Source organism: Pseudomonas sp. TZ252, assembly GCF_056110345.1.
On record NZ_CM148566.1, the window covers coordinates 2,846,440 to 2,862,617 of the forward strand.

16 protein-coding genes are annotated in these 16,178 nt (G+C 67.4%); 7 read left to right on the plus strand and 9 right to left on the minus strand.

Annotated elements, in window-relative coordinates; genetic code table 11:
* Positions 1 to 105: 105 nt before the first annotated feature.
* From ACYAF3_RS13080 to ACYAF3_RS13095, 4 genes are read right to left on the minus strand one after another with little or no spacing between them, the layout of a single operon-like run.
* Positions 106 to 1,149: an ABC transporter substrate-binding protein gene (locus tag ACYAF3_RS13080; RefSeq protein WP_003084365.1), complete on the minus strand. Its 1,044-nt coding sequence runs from the start codon at positions 1,147 to 1,149 to the stop codon at positions 106 to 108.
* Between the two features lie 47 nt (positions 1,150 to 1,196).
* Positions 1,197 to 1,985 (minus strand): ABC transporter permease, encoded by a 789-nt coding sequence (locus ACYAF3_RS13085; RefSeq protein WP_003112952.1) that lies wholly within the window; start codon positions 1,983 to 1,985, stop codon positions 1,197 to 1,199.
* Positions 1,982 to 2,911: an ABC transporter permease gene (locus ACYAF3_RS13090; RefSeq protein WP_003112953.1), complete on the minus strand. Its 930-nt coding sequence runs from the start codon at positions 2,909 to 2,911 to the stop codon at positions 1,982 to 1,984. The genes ACYAF3_RS13085 and ACYAF3_RS13090 overlap by 4 nt, the downstream gene beginning before the upstream one ends.
* Positions 2,908 to 3,957, minus strand: coding sequence for an ABC transporter ATP-binding protein (locus ACYAF3_RS13095; RefSeq protein ID WP_003112954.1), 1,050 nt, complete (start codon positions 3,955 to 3,957; stop codon positions 2,908 to 2,910). Before ACYAF3_RS13095 ends, ACYAF3_RS13090 begins: the two co-directional genes overlap by 4 nt.
* 327 nt (positions 3,958 to 4,284) lie before the next feature.
* Here ACYAF3_RS13095 and ACYAF3_RS13100 point away from each other — a divergent pair, with 327 nt between their 5' ends.
* Positions 4,285 to 5,250, plus strand: coding sequence for an SdiA-regulated domain-containing protein (locus ACYAF3_RS13100; protein WP_003118774.1), 966 nt, complete (start codon positions 4,285 to 4,287; stop codon positions 5,248 to 5,250).
* 39 nt (positions 5,251 to 5,289) lie between these two features.
* Here the strand turns inward: ACYAF3_RS13100 and ACYAF3_RS13105 are convergent, their stop codons facing one another.
* On the minus strand, positions 5,290 to 7,233 hold the full coding sequence (locus ACYAF3_RS13105) for an autotransporter outer membrane beta-barrel domain-containing protein (protein ID WP_031653087.1): 1,944 nt from the start codon (positions 7,231 to 7,233) through the stop codon (positions 5,290 to 5,292).
* Between the two features lie 289 nt (positions 7,234 to 7,522).
* On the opposite strand from ACYAF3_RS13105, the gene ACYAF3_RS13110 reads away from it, so the two are divergent.
* Positions 7,523 to 8,248: a CatB-related O-acetyltransferase gene (locus ACYAF3_RS13110; RefSeq protein WP_003084381.1), complete on the plus strand. Its 726-nt coding sequence runs from the start codon at positions 7,523 to 7,525 to the stop codon at positions 8,246 to 8,248.
* A 42-nt stretch (positions 8,249 to 8,290) separates the two neighbouring features.
* Here ACYAF3_RS13110 and ACYAF3_RS13115 read toward each other — a convergent pair whose 3' ends face one another.
* Together ACYAF3_RS13115 and rpiA are read right to left on the minus strand one after the other, a co-directional pair.
* Positions 8,291 to 8,623, minus strand: a complete 333-nt coding sequence (locus ACYAF3_RS13115) for a YegP family protein (RefSeq protein ID WP_003117874.1) — start codon at positions 8,621 to 8,623, stop codon at positions 8,291 to 8,293.
* A 122-nt stretch (positions 8,624 to 8,745) separates the two neighbouring features.
* Entirely contained in the window at positions 8,746 to 9,417 is a 672-nt protein-coding gene (gene rpiA / locus ACYAF3_RS13120; protein WP_003158446.1) for a ribose-5-phosphate isomerase RpiA, read from the minus strand.
* Between the two features lie 258 nt (positions 9,418 to 9,675).
* Between rpiA and ilvA the strand changes: the two genes are divergently transcribed.
* The 4 genes from ilvA (at position 9,676) to ACYAF3_RS13140 (ending at position 13,563) form a co-directional block, all read left to right on the plus strand.
* The gene (gene ilvA, locus ACYAF3_RS13125; RefSeq protein ID WP_003110582.1) at positions 9,676 to 11,190 is read left to right on the plus strand and encodes a threonine ammonia-lyase, biosynthetic; all 1,515 of its coding nucleotides are present in this window, start codon (positions 9,676 to 9,678) and stop codon (positions 11,188 to 11,190) included.
* A gap of 119 nt (positions 11,191 to 11,309) precedes the next feature.
* A complete protein-coding gene (locus ACYAF3_RS13130) occupies positions 11,310 to 11,777 on the plus strand; it encodes a DUF2269 domain-containing protein (RefSeq protein ID WP_003112958.1) in 468 nt (155 codons plus the stop codon).
* A gap of 50 nt (positions 11,778 to 11,827) precedes the next feature.
* Positions 11,828 to 13,099, plus strand: a complete 1,272-nt coding sequence (locus ACYAF3_RS13135; RefSeq protein WP_003158447.1) for an SDR family oxidoreductase — start codon at positions 11,828 to 11,830, stop codon at positions 13,097 to 13,099.
* Positions 13,096 to 13,563 (plus strand): DUF2269 family protein, encoded by a 468-nt coding sequence (locus ACYAF3_RS13140; protein WP_003158448.1) that lies wholly within the window; start codon positions 13,096 to 13,098, stop codon positions 13,561 to 13,563. The genes ACYAF3_RS13135 and ACYAF3_RS13140 overlap by 4 nt, the downstream gene beginning before the upstream one ends.
* On the opposite strand, the gene ACYAF3_RS13145 is transcribed toward ACYAF3_RS13140, so the two are convergent.
* Both ACYAF3_RS13145 and ACYAF3_RS13150 read right to left on the minus strand, forming a co-directional pair.
* Positions 13,536 to 14,777, minus strand: coding sequence for an MFS transporter (locus tag ACYAF3_RS13145; protein ID WP_003158450.1), 1,242 nt, complete (start codon positions 14,775 to 14,777; stop codon positions 13,536 to 13,538). The genes ACYAF3_RS13140 and ACYAF3_RS13145 overlap by 28 nt on opposite strands.
* Before the next feature lie 49 nt (positions 14,778 to 14,826).
* On the minus strand, positions 14,827 to 15,480 hold the full coding sequence (locus ACYAF3_RS13150) for a histidinol-phosphatase (protein WP_003110585.1): 654 nt from the start codon (positions 15,478 to 15,480) through the stop codon (positions 14,827 to 14,829).
* Positions 15,481 to 15,683: 203 nt separating this feature from the next.
* Here ACYAF3_RS13150 and ACYAF3_RS13155 point away from each other — a divergent pair, with 203 nt between their 5' ends.
* On the plus strand, positions 15,684 to 16,163 hold the full coding sequence (locus ACYAF3_RS13155) for an RNA pyrophosphohydrolase (protein WP_003084400.1): 480 nt from the start codon (positions 15,684 to 15,686) through the stop codon (positions 16,161 to 16,163).
* Positions 16,164 to 16,178: the final 15 nt, after the last annotated feature.

The window sequence follows — 16,178 nt, forward strand, 5'->3', positions numbered from 1 at the left end:
CGGTTTCGCCGGGGAGAACCCTGTAGACGGTCAAAAAGGGATCGAAATGGCCAAGCTGGCTGGCCGGCCAGCGCTGGCGCGAGCTGGCCGCCAGCGCCGCGTCGATCATTTCTTAAGCTTGGTCCAGACCTTGCTGCGCAACGCCAGGGCTTTCGGCGAGCAGAGCTTGAACGGCTTCAGGCGGTCGAGCTTGTCCTGCGGGGTGTTGATCGCCGGGTCGTCGAACAGTGCTTTCTCCATGAATTTCTCCGAGCCGACGATGGCGTTGTTGTACTTGGCGAAGTTGGAGGCGGCGGCGATGTTCTCCGGGCGCATCATCCAGTCGATGAAGACGTGGGCTTCCTTGACGTTGCTGGCGTCGCGCGGAATCGCGAAGTTGTCGATGAACAGCCGGATGCCTTCCTTCGGATAGACGTATTCGAGGCTGGCGCGTTGGGCGTGGGCGCGGTGGAAGGCGCCGTTCCACTGCTGGTGCATGGCGACCTCGCCGGCGGCCATGCGCTCGATGGTGCCGTCGCTGTTGTACATGGCCAGCGCCGGCTTTTGCCTGAGCAGCAGGTCGAGGACCTTCTGCGCTTCCCTGGCGTCCTCGGTGCATTCGTCGATGCCGAGGTAGTAGGTGGCGGGAATGAACAGTTCCTCGATGGAGTTCAGAGCCACCACCTTGCCTTTCAGCTCGGCTGGTGGTTCGAAGAACGGCTTCCAGCTTTCTTCCAGCCTGCCGCCCGGCACCTTCGCCGTATCGTAGCTGTAGCCGGTGGTGCCCCAGAGATAGGGAATGCTGTAGTCGTGGCCGGGATCGAAGCCAAGGGTCCGGAAGTTTTCCTTCAGATTGCCCAGGCTCGGCAACTGGCTCTTGTCGAGCTTTTGCAGCAGCCCCTCCTTGACGAATATTTCTATGAAACTGTCCGACGGCACCACCACGTCGTAGGCGCCGCCACCGGCCTTGAGCTTGGCCAGCAGCGTCTCGTTGCTGTCGTAGGCGTCGAGGGTGGCCTTGATCCCGGTGTCCTTCTCGAACTTCTTCAGTAACTCCGGCGGGTAGTAGTCCGACCAGTTGGCGAAGTGCAGGGTGCCTTCGGCGCGAGCCTGGCCGCCCAGGGCTAGACCGGCGGCGAAGAGCAGGGTGAGCGGTGTGCGGTAGGTCATGATGGACTCCTGGCGATCTTCTGTTTTTTCTTCGTGGAGGCAGGTTCTCAGCGGCGGCGTTGGCCGAGGTAGTACGACAGGGCGACGAAGGCGATGGAAATCATGAGGATGATCGAGGAAATCGCATTGATCTTCGGGGATATGCCCATGCGGATGGAACTGAAGATGTACACCGGCAGGGTGGTTGCGCCGGCGCCGGCGACGAAATAGGTGATGACGAAATCGTCCATCGAGATGATGAACGCGAGCATCGCCCCGGACAGCACGCCGGGCATCAGCAGCGGCAGGGTGATTTTCCAGAAGGCCTTCCACGGCGAGGCGTAGAGGTCGGCGGCGGCCTCCGCCAGGCGCGGGTCCAGGCCCTCCAGGCGGGCGCGGATCGGCAGGTAGGCGAAGGGGATGCAGAACACGATGTGGGCGATGAGGATGGTGAACAACGACAGCTTCAGGCCGATGAAGGAGAAGAACATCAGGGTCGCCACCGCGGTGACGATCTCCGGCACCAGCAGCGGCAGGCCGAGAACGCCGTTCATCAGGGTCTGCCCGCGGAAGGCGCGACCGCGCATGCCCAGCGCGGCGAGGGTGGCCAGGACGGTCGAGGCCAGGGTGGCGAGGGTGGCGACGAGCAGCGAGTTCTTCGCCGCGCGGAGGATTTCCGGATCGTTGGCCACCACCGCATACCATTTCAGGCTGAAGCTCTCCCAGAGCGTCGCCGACTGGCCGCTGTTGAAGCTGAGCACTACCAGCACCAGGATCGGGATGTAGAGGAAGGCGAAGAACAGCCAGGCGGCCTGGCGCACGCCGCTGAAGGTCCAGAGTGGATTGCGGCCGTTCATGGCTGGCCTCCGCCGGCGTTGGCCCGGAAGCGCAGGTTGTAGATCAGCATCGCCAGCAGGACGAAGGCCAGCAGGGCGAACGAAAGGGCGGCGCCGAACGGCCAGTTGTGCGCGGTACCGAATTGCAGCTGGATCAGGTTGCCGATCATCAGCGCCTTACCGCCGCCGAGCAATTCCGGAATGATGTAGCTGCCCAGGGCCGGGATGAATACCAGGATGCAGCCGGCGACTATCCCCGGCATCGCCAGCGGCACGATCACCCGGCGCAGCGCTTTCCAGCGGTTGGCGCCGAGGTCGAATGCCGCCTCCACCAGGCGCCAGTCCATCTTTTCCAGGCTGCTGTAGATCGGCAGCACCATGAACGGCAGGTAGGTATAAAGGAGGCCGATGATCACCGCGTTGTCGGTATAGAGCAGCCCCAGCCCGGTGTCGGTCAGGCCGATGCCTTGCAGGCCGGCGTCCACCAGCCCGCCGTTGCGCAGCAGCAGGATCCAGGCGTAGACCCGCACCAGCAGGTTGGTCCAGAACGGCACGGTGACCAGGAACAGCAGCAGGTTGCGCCGGCGTTCCGGTTGCAACGCCAGGTACAGCGCGGTGGGGAAGCCGAGCGCCAGGCAGCCGAGGGTGGTCAGCAGCGACAGCCAGAACGAGCGCTGGAAGATGCCCAGGTAGTCGGCGTTGAACACCAGGCTGTCGTCCAGGTCGCGTTCCCAGAGGAAATTGAGGTAGGCCTCCAGGCTGTGCTGGCCCCATTTCACTCCGCCGTAGTCGCCGGATTGCTGGATCGACACGGCGAACATGATGCCCAGCGGGATCACCAGGAACAGCACCAGCATCAGCATCGCCGGGCTGCTCAGCAGCAGGCGCCGACGCAACTGCCGGCGTTCGGCCGACTGTTGCGCGGTAGGTCGGCCGGCGGTGCTCATTCGGCGAGCACCCGGATGGCGGCGGCGGGAATCCGCACCCGCACCTTCGCCCCCGGACTGTGCGGGCAGCGTGCGCCGTCGCGGTTCTGCTGGCGCACGCGGAAGCCCGGCTGTCCGGCCACGTTCAGGTGGTAGACGGTATCGGTGCCGACATAGACGATGTTTTCCAGCACGCCTTCCAACTGGCCGTCGGCGGCCAGTTCGGTGCGCTCCGGGCGGATCGCCAAGGTCACAGCGCCGCTGCCCGGGGTCGTCGCGGCCAGCCGCTGGCCGTCCGCCAGGCGCACGCCGTCGGCGTCGGCCTGGCCCTCGAGGAAGTTGGTTTCGCCGATGAAGTCGGCGACCGCCCGGTTCAGCGGCGCCTCGTAGATGTCGCTGGGCGTGCCGACCTGCAACACCTTGCCCTTGCTCATCACCGCGATGCGGTCGGACATGGTCAGCGCTTCCTCCTGGTCGTGGGTGACGAAGATGAAGGTGATCCCGGTCTCGTGCTGCAGGCGCTTCAGCTCGATCTGCATTTCCTTGCGCAGCTTCAGGTCCAGCGCCGACAGCGACTCGTCGAGCAGCAGCACCTTGGGCCGGCTGGCCAGCGCGCGGGCCAGGGCGATGCGTTGCTGCTGGCCACCGGACAACTGGTCGGCGCGGCGCTTGCCGACCTCCGGCAGCTTCACCAGGTCGAGCATGCGGCTCACGGTGGCGTCGATCTCGCTGCGCGGGCGGCCCTGCATCTCCAGGCCGAAGCCGATGTTGTCGGCGACGCTCATGTGCGGGAACAGCGCATAACTCTGGAACACCGTGTTGACCGGGCGGCGGAACGGCGGCAGGCCTTCCATGTGTTCGCCATAGAGGCGGATGCTGCCGGAACTGGGCTGTTCGAAGCCGGCGATGAGGCGGAGGAGGGTGGTCTTGCCGCAGCCGGAAGGGCCGAGGAGGGTGAAGAATTCGTTGGCGTGGATATCCAGGGACACATCGTCAAGGGCCTTCAGGCCTTGGCCGGGGGTACCGAATTCCATGCAGATCCGCTCGATGGCTATCGCGCTGGTCATGCTGAATTCCATGCAGTCAAGCAGTTGTTATTGTTGAGGTTTTGCGGTTTCTGGGGCCCGCTTCACCTGCTGCGGTTCGATAATGACCGGGGCGCCGCGGGCGCAGAACGATAGATGCGGCCAATAAGGGATCGAACAGGCCAATCTGGTGGCGCTGGAAGAAGACTGCGGATGCTCTCTTGTCGTCTCTTTCGGACAGGAAACTCGGACCTGTCCGAGTCGCCCGGGCGGCTGGCTGACTTTAAGCTTGGCTTCAGCCTGGAGCCGTAGCTTGCGTAGGAAAGGTCGGGCGCAGCCCGTTTCCATACAGCGTACAGGCTCTATGCTATGACTATCCACGCCCAAACTCCCGAGCCGTTTTCCATGTCCCGAGCTTTCACGCCTCGCCGTCTGCTGCTGGCCGTCCTGCTGGTCGCGCTGTCCGCGCTGGTCCTTCTCGGCCAGAGCTTCCGGGTCTTCGACCGGGCCTGGTTCGCCGTCCAGGAGTGGCGTCACGCCGATGCCTGGAAAGAGCGCTCGATATGGCTGCCGGACTACCGCGTGCGGATCGAGGCGCAGCCCATCGAGGGGTTGAACGACGACGTTTCCGCGCTGACCTTCGATCCCGACCGGCGCACCCTGTTCACCGTGACCAACCAGCCGGCGCAGATCATCGAGCTGTCCTTGCAGGGCAAGGTACTGCGGACCATCCCGCTGACCGGCTTCGGCGACGCCGAGGCCATCGAGTACATCAGCCGCGGCGTCTACGTGATCACCGACGAGCGCCAGCAACGCCTGGTCAAGGTGCGCCTGGAGGACGACACGCGCTTCATCGACGCTGCCGATGCCCAGCAGCTTTCGCTGGGTATCGGCCTCAACGGCAACAAGGGTTTCGAAGGGCTAGCTTACGACGCCGAGGGCAAGCGCCTGTTCGTCGCCAAGGAGCGTGACCCGGTGCGCATCTACGAGATCCACGGTTTCCCCCACACCCAGGCGGACAAACCGTTCGCCGTGCACGTGGTGGACGACCCCGGGCGCGACAAGCGCCTGTTCGTCCGCGACCTGTCCAGCCTGCAGTTCGACGAGGGCACCGGGCACCTGCTGGCGTTGTCCGACGAGTCGCGTCTGGTAGTCGAGCTGGACACCGACGGCGAGCCGGTCAGCACCCTGTCGCTGCTGCGCGGCATGCACGGCCTGAAGCGCAGCGTGCCGCAGGCCGAGGGCGTGGCGATGGACGACCGTGGCGTGCTCTACCTGGTCAGCGAGCCGAACCTGTTCTACGTGTTCAGCAAGGACGAGCCGGCGCAGCCCTGACGCGGCCTACGGGGACGGCAGGAGCGTCCCCTGGCCCGCTCAGAACTGCCAGTTCACCCCGAGCGAATAGCCCGCCTGGTTGCCTTCGCTGTGGGCGAAGCGGCTGTTGGCTTCGGCGAAGACCCCGAGCTGCTCGGTGATCGCCAGTTGCGCGCCAAGCTGGGCGCGGCCGAAATCCTTGTCCACGCCGCCCATGTCGGCGACCCGGACACGCCCGTCGCCGCGGCTGGTCAGGTCCATGTCGTCCAGGCGTCCGTCCGCCAGCTCGCGGACCCAGCGCAGGCTGGCGTAGGGTTGCAGGCGCATTCTCGCGCCCAGCGCCAGCTCGCCGCGCAGGCGCCAGCCGAGACTCGCCTCCAGCGAGTCGTAGTCCTGCTTCTCGTAGCCGAGTGCGGTACGCAGGGCCTCGTCCTCGCGGAAGTCGTCGATGCGGTAGTGCATGTAGTCGAGGCCGGCCAGCGGCCCGCTCCGCAGTTCGCCGAAGCTGAAGTCATAGCCGCCTTCCAGCCGGGCGCCCCAGGACCAGGCCGAGGTGTCGCCCGACAGACGCTGGTCGAGCAGCACCGGCCCGCCGGCGGCCTGGAGGTAGACCGAACGCTTGCTGTCGTAGCGGGTATGCCCGAGGTTCAGCTCGCCGGCCAGCCATTTCGGACCGCCGTCGTTGTACAGGCCGAACAGGCCGAGCTGCCAGGTGTCGCCCTCGATGCGCCCACCATGGTCCAGCTTGTCGCGGCTGCGCTGGAAGGCCAGGCTGCCGCCGAGGGTCAGGGCCTCGCTGTAGCGGTAGTCGCCGAGCAGATGCACGCCGGCGCGCCTGGACTCCGGATTGCCAGGCATGTCGAAACCGCTGTCCGGCGAGACCTCGCCCTCCGCGCCCACCTCGCCGTCGAAGCTGCCTACCGGCCGGTTGCTGCCGAGCAGGGTCAGCCAGCGGCGGTCGTGCAGGCGGGTCAGTGCCTGATGCTGGCGCTGCAACTGGTCTTCCATCTGCCGCGCCAGGGCGCCGCCGGAGGCGGTGGAGGCCAGCAGGTCGGCGTTGGTCAGCTCCAGCACCAGGCGCGTCAGCAGGCGGGAAAAGTTGCGCATGCGTTGCTCGATGCGCTCCTGGCCGAGGGCGTTGGTCAGTACTTCCTTGTTGTCCTCGGCCGGGTCGTGCCAGGTTGAGCCGCCGGGAATCGCCGGGTTGTCGGTCTGCTCGTAGCCGTCCAGGTCGCCCAGTTCCCAGTTGGTCGCCTCGATGAACAACACCGGGATGTCCATCCCGTTGAAGCTTTCGCCGTCGCTGCAGCAGCCGGTACCCGCCGGGTATTCGGCGTTCAGGCCGGGGTTGGTGAACAACGGGATGTCCAGCTCGCGGGCGATGCGCAGGATCTGTTCGCGGTAGGCGCCGAGGGCCGGGCTGGACACGCTGTTGGAGCCGGCATGGGCGTACATCTTGTCGCCGGTGACCAGGCTGTCGAGGTTGATCATTCCCAGCAGGTTGGCGCGCTGGCTGGCGTCGAGGGACTCGACGTAGGCACGCGAACCGCGCAGGCCTTCCTCCTCGGCGCCGAAACCGACCACCTCGAGGCCGTTCTCCAGGGCGATGCCGCCGAGGTTGCGGGCGATCTCGGTGAGCACCGCCGCGCCCGAGGCGTTATCGTCCAGGCCCTGCAGGGTCGGGCGACCGTAGTAGGTGTCGTAGTGCGCGCCGAGTACCAGGAACTTCCCGCTGCTACCGGGCGCCGAGGCGATGACGTTCTGCGAACTGCGGTTGCCGGCCCAGGTGAAGTCCTGGCGACTGGTCTGGTAGCCGAAGCCCAGGCGCGACTGCATCAGTTCGCTGGCGCCGGCGAAGCTGGCGGTGCCGCGATAGCGGCCCGGGTAGTCGGTGATCAGGCGCTCCAGGGTCTCCCCGGCGTATTCCCCGTATTGGTAGGCGTTGGCGCCCAACGACAGCGCGGCACATCCCAGGCCTACAGCGACAGCTAATGGTTTGAACACGGCACTTTCCTCTGTGTCGGTACGATGGTGCATCGAATGATGCTCGCGCCGCGGAAAGCAGGATGCGGACCGTTTCATGTCCCGGTGGCACGAAGTGACGCCTGGTCGACCTGCGGTGTCGCCAGGTTGTAAGAAGCGTCGCTCCTGGCGATGGGCGGGAAGCTTCGTGCTGGACGTAGTGTTACCGGCGATGGCCGGTACTGGGGCGTGACTTCCCGTTTCGGGGCTTGGTAACCGCGAGCGGTCGATTTACAGTGCTCGCCCTGCCGATCTCCTGGATACCCGTCGCATGAACATTTTCCGCGAAGCCCTGCTCAACCGTCGCCTGAAGAAGGCCCTGGCACGTCACGGTTGCCGCATGGCCAGCGGGGTCGAGACGCTGCGCGACGGCACGCAGGTGACGCTGGAGCCGAACGTGAAGCTGGGCAAGGCGAAGATCCATTCGCCGGCACTGGAGGTCGGCGCCTATACCGACGTGGTCAGCGGCTGCGAGTTCTTGGAGGTGGCCAGCATCGGCCGCTTCTGCTCGATCGCCACCGGGGTGGTGATCGGTCAGCCGCGCCGCTCGCATCCAATGCACTGGCTGAGCACCCACGCCTTCACCGCCAATCCGAAGCTGTTGCGCAAGCCGTTGCAGCCCGAGCGCGAAGCGACCCCGGCGCGGATCGGCCACGATGTATGGATCGGGCGCGACGCGCTGATCCTCGATGGGGTGGAGATCGGCACCGGCGCGGTGATCGGCGCGCAATCGCTGGTCAATCGCGACGTGCCGCCCTACGCGGTGGTGGCGGGCTCGCCGGCGCGGGTGCTCCGCTATCGCTTCGCGCCGGAGCTGATCGAGCGACTGCTGGCGAGTCGCTGGTGGGAGTTGCCGCTGGACGTGCTCGGCGAATTGCCGCTGGACGATCCGCAGGCCTGCGTCGAGGCGCTGGAGCGTCGGCCGCCGCAGGCGCGCCAGGAGGCGCGGCGCTTGCGCATCCGGCACAAGCCGTTCGCCATCGAATGGCTGTCCTGAGGCCCGCAGCCGCCGCCGGCGTCGACGGCGGCCAGGGCTGGGTCAGCTTTCGTCGCTGAGACCGGCTTCCGGCGCTGCGCGCTTCACCGACTGCACGCCGGCTTCGGCGTTGGCCTGGCTGGCATAGAGCTGGCTCTGGCCGACGACCTGGCCATTGGTGGCCTTGAGTACGAAGTGGAACTTGCCGTTGCTGGCCGGCTTGACCTCGAAGGCACCGTCGCGCTGGGAGTTCTTGCGCACCGACTCGATGCCGCCGAGCGCCGAGTCCTTGGCCTTGTACAGTTCGCTGGTGAGAATGATCTCGCCGTTGGCGGCATGCAGGTTGAAGTGGAACTGGCCGTCTTTCGCTTTCTTCAGATGGAATTTGGCTGCCATGTCTAGCTCCTTGTTCACAGGGTGAGGCGGATCGCAACGGACCAGCCGTCTGCTGAGACACAGCGTAGCCGCTTTTGTTGCAGTGTCGCCCCGCTCCGGTCATCGGCCTGGGGCGAGCGGGCTCAGGCCTTGAGGGTCTTGACGCCTTCGGCGGTGCCGAGCAGCAGCAGGTCGGCCGGGCGGGCGGCGAACAAGCCGTTGGTGACCACGCCGACGATGGCGTTGATCTTCTCTTCCAGTTCCACCGGGCTGTCGATGCGCAGGTTGTGCACGTCGAGGATGATATTGCCGTTGTCGGTCAGCACGCCTTCGCGGTAGACCGGATCGCCGCCGAGCTTCACCAGTTGGCGGGCGACGTGGCTGCGAGCCATCGGGATGACCTCCACCGGCAGCGGGAACTGGCCGAGGATGGGCACCAGCTTGCTGGCATCGGCGATGCAGATGAAGGTCTTGGCCACCGCGGCGACGATCTTCTCGCGGGTCAGCGCGGCACCGCCGCCCTTGATCAGCTCCAGGCGCTCGTTGCTTTCGTCGGCGCCGTCGACGTAGAACTCCAGCTCGCTGACCGTGTTCAGCTCGTAGACCGGGATGCCATGCTCCTTCAGGCGCTTGGCGGTGGCCTCCGAACTGGCTACTGCGCCGTCGAACTCGGCCTTGTGGCGGGCCAGGGCATCGATGAAGAAGTTGGCGGTGGAGCCTGTGCCGACGCCGACGATGCTCTTGCTGTCGAGGTGCGGAAGAATGTGGTCGACGGCGGCCTGTGCCACTGCCTGCTTGAGCTGATCCTGGTTCATCCCGGGTGCCTGTCTGGTTGCCTGGCCGGCCGTCCCGGCGGCGCAGGCGGAGGGTGCGCGCGGCCGGGGCGGCCCGGCGGGTTTCCGGCACGTCCTGTGCCGCTGCGATACGAAGGGACGAATTATAGCGGCCTGGCGTCCTCCGGTCTTGCCCCGGATGACCGGCAGTCGCGGTGTTTTCCTGCGGCGCGCCGGTAGTCCGCCCGGCGGGCCTGGAGTAGACTCCGGGCTTCCGTGAAGTCCGCCGAACCGCCTCCGATGCTCGAACAATACGTCAAGAAGATCCTCACCTCGCGCGTCTACGACGTCGCGGTGGAAACGCCCCTGCAACCCGCCCGCCAGTTGTCCGAACGCCTCGGCAACCAGGTCCTGCTCAAGCGCGAGGACCTGCAGCCGGTGTTTTCCTTCAAGATCCGCGGCGCCTACAACAAGGTCGCGCAGCTCACCGAGGAGGAGAAGGCCCGCGGGGTGATCGCCGCCTCGGCCGGCAATCACGCCCAGGGCCTGGCCCTGGCGGCCAAGCGGCAGGGGATCAGGGCGGTCATCGTGATGCCCAAGACCACCCCCGAGATCAAGGTCCAGGCGGTGCGCGCCCACGGCGCCAAGGCGGTGCTGCACGGCGACGCCTTCCCCGAGGCTCTGGCCCACGCGCTGAAGCTGGTCGACGAGAAGGGCTACACCTTCGTCCATCCCTACGACGATCCGGACACCATCGCCGGTCAGGGCACCGTGGCCATGGAGATTCTCCGCCAGCAGCCCGGCCGCCTCGATGCGATCTTCGTCCCGGTGGGCGGTGGCGGACTGGTCGCCGGCATCGCCGCCTACGTCAAGTACCTGCGTCCGGAGATCAAGGTGATCGGCGTCGAGCCGGACGAGTCGAACTGCCTGCAGGCGGCCATGGCCGCCGGCGAGCGGGTGGTGCTGGGCCAGGTCGGGCTGTTCGCCGACGGCGTGGCGGTGGCGCAGATCGGCCAGCACACCTTCGACATCTGCAAGGACCACGTCGACGAAGTGATCACCGTCAGCACCGACGAGATCTGTGCGGCGATCAAGGACATCTACGACGACACCCGCTCGATCACCGAGCCGGCCGGCGCGCTGGCGGTGGCCGGGATCAAGAAGTACGTCGAGCGCGAGCGCGCCGAGGGGCAGACCCTGGTGGCGATCGACTCCGGCGCCAACGTCAACTTCGATCGCCTGCGGCATGTCGCCGAACGCGCCGAACTGGGCGAGCGCCGCGAAGCGATCATCGCGGTGACCATTCCCGAGCGGCCGGGCAGCTTCAAGGCCTTCTGCGAGGCGGTCGGCAAGCGCCAGATCACCGAGTTCAACTATCGCTACCACAGCGGCAGCGAGGCGCACATCTTCGTCGGCGTGCAGACCCACCCGGAGAACGACCCGCGCGAGGCGCTGGTGGCCTATCTGCGCGAGAAGGGCTTCCCGGTCCTCGACCTGACCGACAACGAACTGGCCAAGCTGCACATCCGCCACATGGTTGGCGGCCATGCAGTGAAAGTCAGCGACGAGATGGTGTTCCGCTTCGAATTCCCCGAGCGGCCCGGCGCGCTGTTCAACTTCCTCACCAAGCTCGGCGGGCGCTGGAACATCTCGATGTTCCACTACCGCAACCATGGCGCGGCCGACGGCCGGGTGGTGGCCGGGTTGCAGGTGCCGGAAGACGAGCGCCACCTGATCCCGCAGACCCTGGAGGCGATCGGCTATCCGTACTGGGACGAGACCGCCAACCCGGCCTACCAGCTGTTCCTCGGCTGACCCGCGGCGGCTCGCCGACACGGGCTGCTAAGCTTCACGGGCAGGTGATCTCCTTCCTCGGGAACTGAGCCCGCCCCCGGCGCCTCAAACGGGCCGGGAACACGGACAAGGATGCGCTGATGGAACATTTTCTCCAGATCAAGATTCTCCACGGAGTCGCCACCGTGCTGCTCTTCGGCGGCCTGCTCGGCCTGGCGTTCTACGCCTGGCGCAGCTGGCGGACGGGCGACGCGGCGCGGGTCGCGCGCGGTTTCAAGCGGGTCCGCCTGATCGGCTGGCCGCTGCTGGGGCTCAGCCTGCTGGCCCTGCCGGTCAGCGGCTGGTGGCTGGTGCACCTGGCCGGCTGGCCGTTGGGCCAGAGCTGGCTGCTGTTCGGCGCCTGCCTCTATCTGCTCGGCTGCATCTTCTGGCTGGTCCTCGCCGGCCGCCTGGCGCGGGTCCAGCACCAGGCCGGCGCCGCCGAGACGGCGGGGGCCGCGCTGGGCGAGCAGACCCTGCGCGAGATCAAGGTGGGCCTGGTCATGGCCCTGCTCGGTGCGGCCAGCTTCATCGCGGTGGCGGTACTGATGGTCAGCAAGCCGCTCTGAAACGCCAACGAAATGGACTTCACCGGCCTTCGCCGGTTCTGTAGGAACGCATGCGTATTCTGCTGGTAGGCGCGGGAGGTTTCGTCGGGCGGCACCTGCTCCCGGCGCTGCTCGCCGCCGGACACGAACTGCTCCTCACCGCGCGCCGCCCGCCGGTCGATGCGCCTGCCGGCGTACGCTGGCTGGCGCTCGACCTGGAGCGGCTTGCGGAAAGGCCGGACAGCTTCGCCTGGCCCGCCGGGGTCGACCTGCTGATCAATGCCGCCGGCACCATGAGCCTCGACGAGGCGAGCATGGCTCGCGTCCAGGACAGCGGCGCGCGAACACTCTTCGACCTCGCTGCAGCCCATGGGGCGAAGGTCCTGCAGATTTCCGCGCTGGGCGCCGGTGCGCACCCGGACGTGGCCTTCCTCGCCAGCAAGGCGGCGGCCGACCGCCACCTGCTGGAACTGGGCATCCCGGCGCTGGTGCTGCGCCCGTCCCTGCTGCTGGGGCCGGGCGGCGCCAGCAGCGCCTGGCTGGAACGCCTGTCGCCGCTACCGCTGATTCCCTTGCTGGACAATCGCGCGCGCCTGCAACCGCTGCATGTCGAGGACCTGGTCGGCGCGGTGCTGGCCTTGCTGCGCCGCTGGCCGGAGCGGGCGCAGGTGATTCCGCTGGTGGGTCCGCAGGCGCTGACCCAGGGCGAGCTGCTGGACGAGCTGCGCCGCGCCCAGGGTTGGCCGCGCGGCCGCTATGCGGTGCCGCCCGCGGCGCTTCTCGATGCGTTGGGCGGGCTTGGCCGGCGTGCTGGCTGGCGGACACTGAGTCCATCGATGCTGAAGCTGGTGCGCCACGACAACCTGGCCGACCCGGCACTCCTCGATGCGGCCTGCGGCTATCGTTGCGCGCCGCTGGCCAGTCGCCTGCTCGGCTGGCCGCAGGCGGCACGCAGCCTGGCGGCGCTGATGCGGCCGCTGATGCTGGCGGCCCTGGTGCTGATCTGGCTGGGTACCCTGGTCGCCTGCCTGGGGCCGGGTTACGGTTGGGGCCTGCGGATCCTCGGCGAGGCCGGCATCCACGGCTGGCCGGCGAGCCTGGCGGTGATCGCCGGGGCCCTGCTCGACGGTGCGCTCGGCGTCGGCCTGCTGCTCCGCCGCTGGCGCCGGCGCGCGCTGCTGGCGCAGTTCTGGCTGATGCTTGGCTACAGCCTGGCGATCAGCCTGATCCTGCCGCACTACTGGTACGACCCCTACATGGCGGTCGGCAAGAACATCGTGCTGATGGTGGCCACGCTCTGGCTGCTGGGCGACGAACCTCGAGCCAGGGAGGCCCGTGGATGAACCTTTACCTGCTGCTGAAAACCCTGCATATCCTTTCCTCGACCATTCTCTTCGGCACCGGCCTGGGGTCGGCCTACTACGCCCTGCGCGCCTGGCGCAGCGGGCAGTTGCCGGTGATCGCGGTGACCTTCCGCCACCTGGTCGCCGCCGACTGGCTGTTCATCGCCACCACAGCGGTGTTCCAGCCGCTCAGCGGCCTGGCCATGGTGCATGTCGCCGGCTGGTCGCTGGCCCAGGGCTGGTTGCTGTGGAGCCTGGGCCTCTACGTGTTCGCCGGGCTCTGCTGGCTACCGGTGGTGTGGTTGCAGATCCGCGTACGCGACATGGCCGAGGCGGCCTTGCGCGAGGCGCGGCCCATCGAACCGCTGGCGTACCGCTACATGAACGCCTGGTTCATCCTCGGCTGGCCGGCCTTCATCGCCTTCATGGTCATCTTCTACCTGATGGTCAACAAGCCGGTCTGAGAGTCCCCTCGGCGCAACCAGAGCAACGCCAGGACCAGGAACGCCAGGGAGCCGCCCCAGTACAACCAGGCGAAGCCGCCGGGCCGCTCCAGCAGGAGGAAGGCCAGGGCCGGGCCCAGCGCGGCGCCGAGGTCCTGGACGATGGAATAGCGGGTCATGAAGCCGACCACGTCGCCGGCGCGGGCGACGTCGGCGGCGAGGGCGTCGGTCAGGGTGGTGAGGGCGGTGGCGACCAGCATCACCAGCAGGGCGATGGCCAGCCAGGCGAGAATGGGCAGCCTGCTGGAAAGCAGGCCGAAGCCCATTGCGCCGACCAGTAGCGCAGCCACGTAGAAGCGCCGACGCCCGCGCGGGCCATCCGACCAGGCACCGAAGCGCCCGGCCAGCCAGGGCTCCCAGGACCAGCGCAGGGCCTGGATGATCCCGGAGAGGCCGGCGGCGCTGAGCGCCAGGCCGAGCAGGCTGACCTCGGTGCCGAAGCTGCGGGCGATCAGCGCGCTCAGGGTGGCGGCGAGTACGCCCTGGATCAGGAGCGCGGTGGCGAAGCCGCTGAGGATCACCAGGCCGCGCGGCGGCGGGCGCCTGGCGACGCTGGTGGCTGCCGTTGCGGCGGAGGTCCGCGCATGTCCGGCGGGATTCTCCGGCAGGTCGAAACCCTTCGCCAGCAGCGGCAGGCCGAGCAGTGCCAGGAACGCGAAGGACAGCGCCAGCGCCGGCAGGCCGAGGACCGGCACCAGCAGCCCGCCGAGCAGCATGCCGACCAGGCTGCCCAGGCGGTAGAGGCCATTGTACAGGCCCATGGCGCGGCCGCGCTGGTGGTCGGCGGCGCAGTAGACCACCGCCGAGAGCCCGCCGATGCGGAAGAACGACCAGCCGATCCCCCACAGTCCGCGCAGCAGCACCCAGGCCAGGAAACCGCTGGCCAGGCCGTAGCCGGCGGTGCTCAGCACGCCGATGACGACCGCCAGGAGCAGGCCGGTCTTCAGTGCCAGGTGCTTGTACAGGCGGCCGATCAGCGGATTGAAGGGCAGGCGGATCAGGCGGTTGATCGACAGCAGCACGCCGACCTGCCAGAGCGCCTCCAGGCCGACCTCGTGCCAGTAGATCGGCAAGGCGATATAAAGCATCGAATCGCCGGCCAGGCATAGCGCGGTGACCAGGGCGACGATCACGACCGGCCGCAGCGAGCCGGGAGCGGGGGCTGTGTGGGGCATCCTGGGGCCGCCGTGGCGCCGCCCGTCGGACGGCGCGCTTGTCAGTGGGTCAACGCAGGGAAATGATCGGCCAGCCGCGTTTTTCCGCCTCGGCGCGCAGGCGCGGATCGGGGTCGACGGCCACCGGCCGGCTGACCTTTTCCAGCAGCGGCAGGTCGTTCAGCGAGTCGCTATAGAAGCTGGCGCCTTCCAGGTCCAGGCCGTTCTCGTCGAGCCAGCGTTGCAGGCGCACCACCTTGCCGCCCTGGAAGCAGGGCACGTCGAAGGTCTGCCCGGTGTAGCGGCCGTCGCGCATCTCGCACTCGGTGGCGATCAGGGTCTCCACCCCGAGCCGTTCGGCGATCGGGCCGGTGACGAAGCGGTTGGTGGCGGTGATGATCACCAGCCGGTCGCCGGCGGCGCGGTGCTCGGCGAGCAGCGCCTCGCCCTTGGCCAGCACGATCGGCTCGATCACTTCCTGCATGAACTGGCGGTGCCAGGTTTCCAGCTGGGCCATCTCGGTGCGACCGAGGATCGCCTGGGTGAAGGCCTGGTAGGCAAGGACGTCGAGCTTACCGGCGACGTAGTCGGCATAGAAGGCGTCGTTGCGCGCCTGGTATTCGGCGGCGTCGACCAGGCCGCGCTGGCACAGCCATTCGCCCCAGCTATGGTCGCTGTCGCCGGCGAGCAGGGTGTTGTCGAGATCGAAAAGGGCCAGACGCACGGGGTGACTCCATCGGTTGGCGGGTGGCGGAAGGGCCGTGAGAGCCTTTTGCGAAGGCTCCCACCGGGCCTTGGGAAAGCCCCTAGCCTACCGGCTTTTGCCGGCCCTGTATCCTCCCCGCACGAGTCGCAAAGCCGCGCGTTGCCGCTATCACAAGCTTTATGGAACAATGCGGGCACATGCGATTTCGAGGATGTCCCAGCGTGATCGATTCCGATGGTTTTCGCCCGAATGTCGGCATCATTCTCGCCAACGAGGCGGGGCAGGTGCTGTGGGCGCGGCGTATCAATCAGGAAGCCTGGCAGTTCCCGCAGGGAGGCATCAATGATCGCGAAACGCCGGAAGAGGCGCTGTATCGCGAGTTGAACGAAGAAGTCGGGCTGGAGGCCGGGGACGTGCGCATCCTGGCCTGCACCCGCGGCTGGCTGCGCTACCGTTTGCCGCAGCGCCTGGTGCGGACCCACAGCCAGCCGCTGTGCATCGGCCAGAAGCAGAAATGGTTCCTGCTGCGGCTGATGTCCGACGAGGCGCGCGTGCGCATGGATATCACCAGCAAGCCCGAGTTCGACGGCTGGCGCTGGGTGAGTTACTGGTACCCCCTGGGACAGGTGGTGACCTTCAAGCGCGAGGTCTACCGCCGCGCCCTGAAGGAACTGGCCCCGCGCCTTCTGGCGCGGGACTGAACACGGAGACAAGGC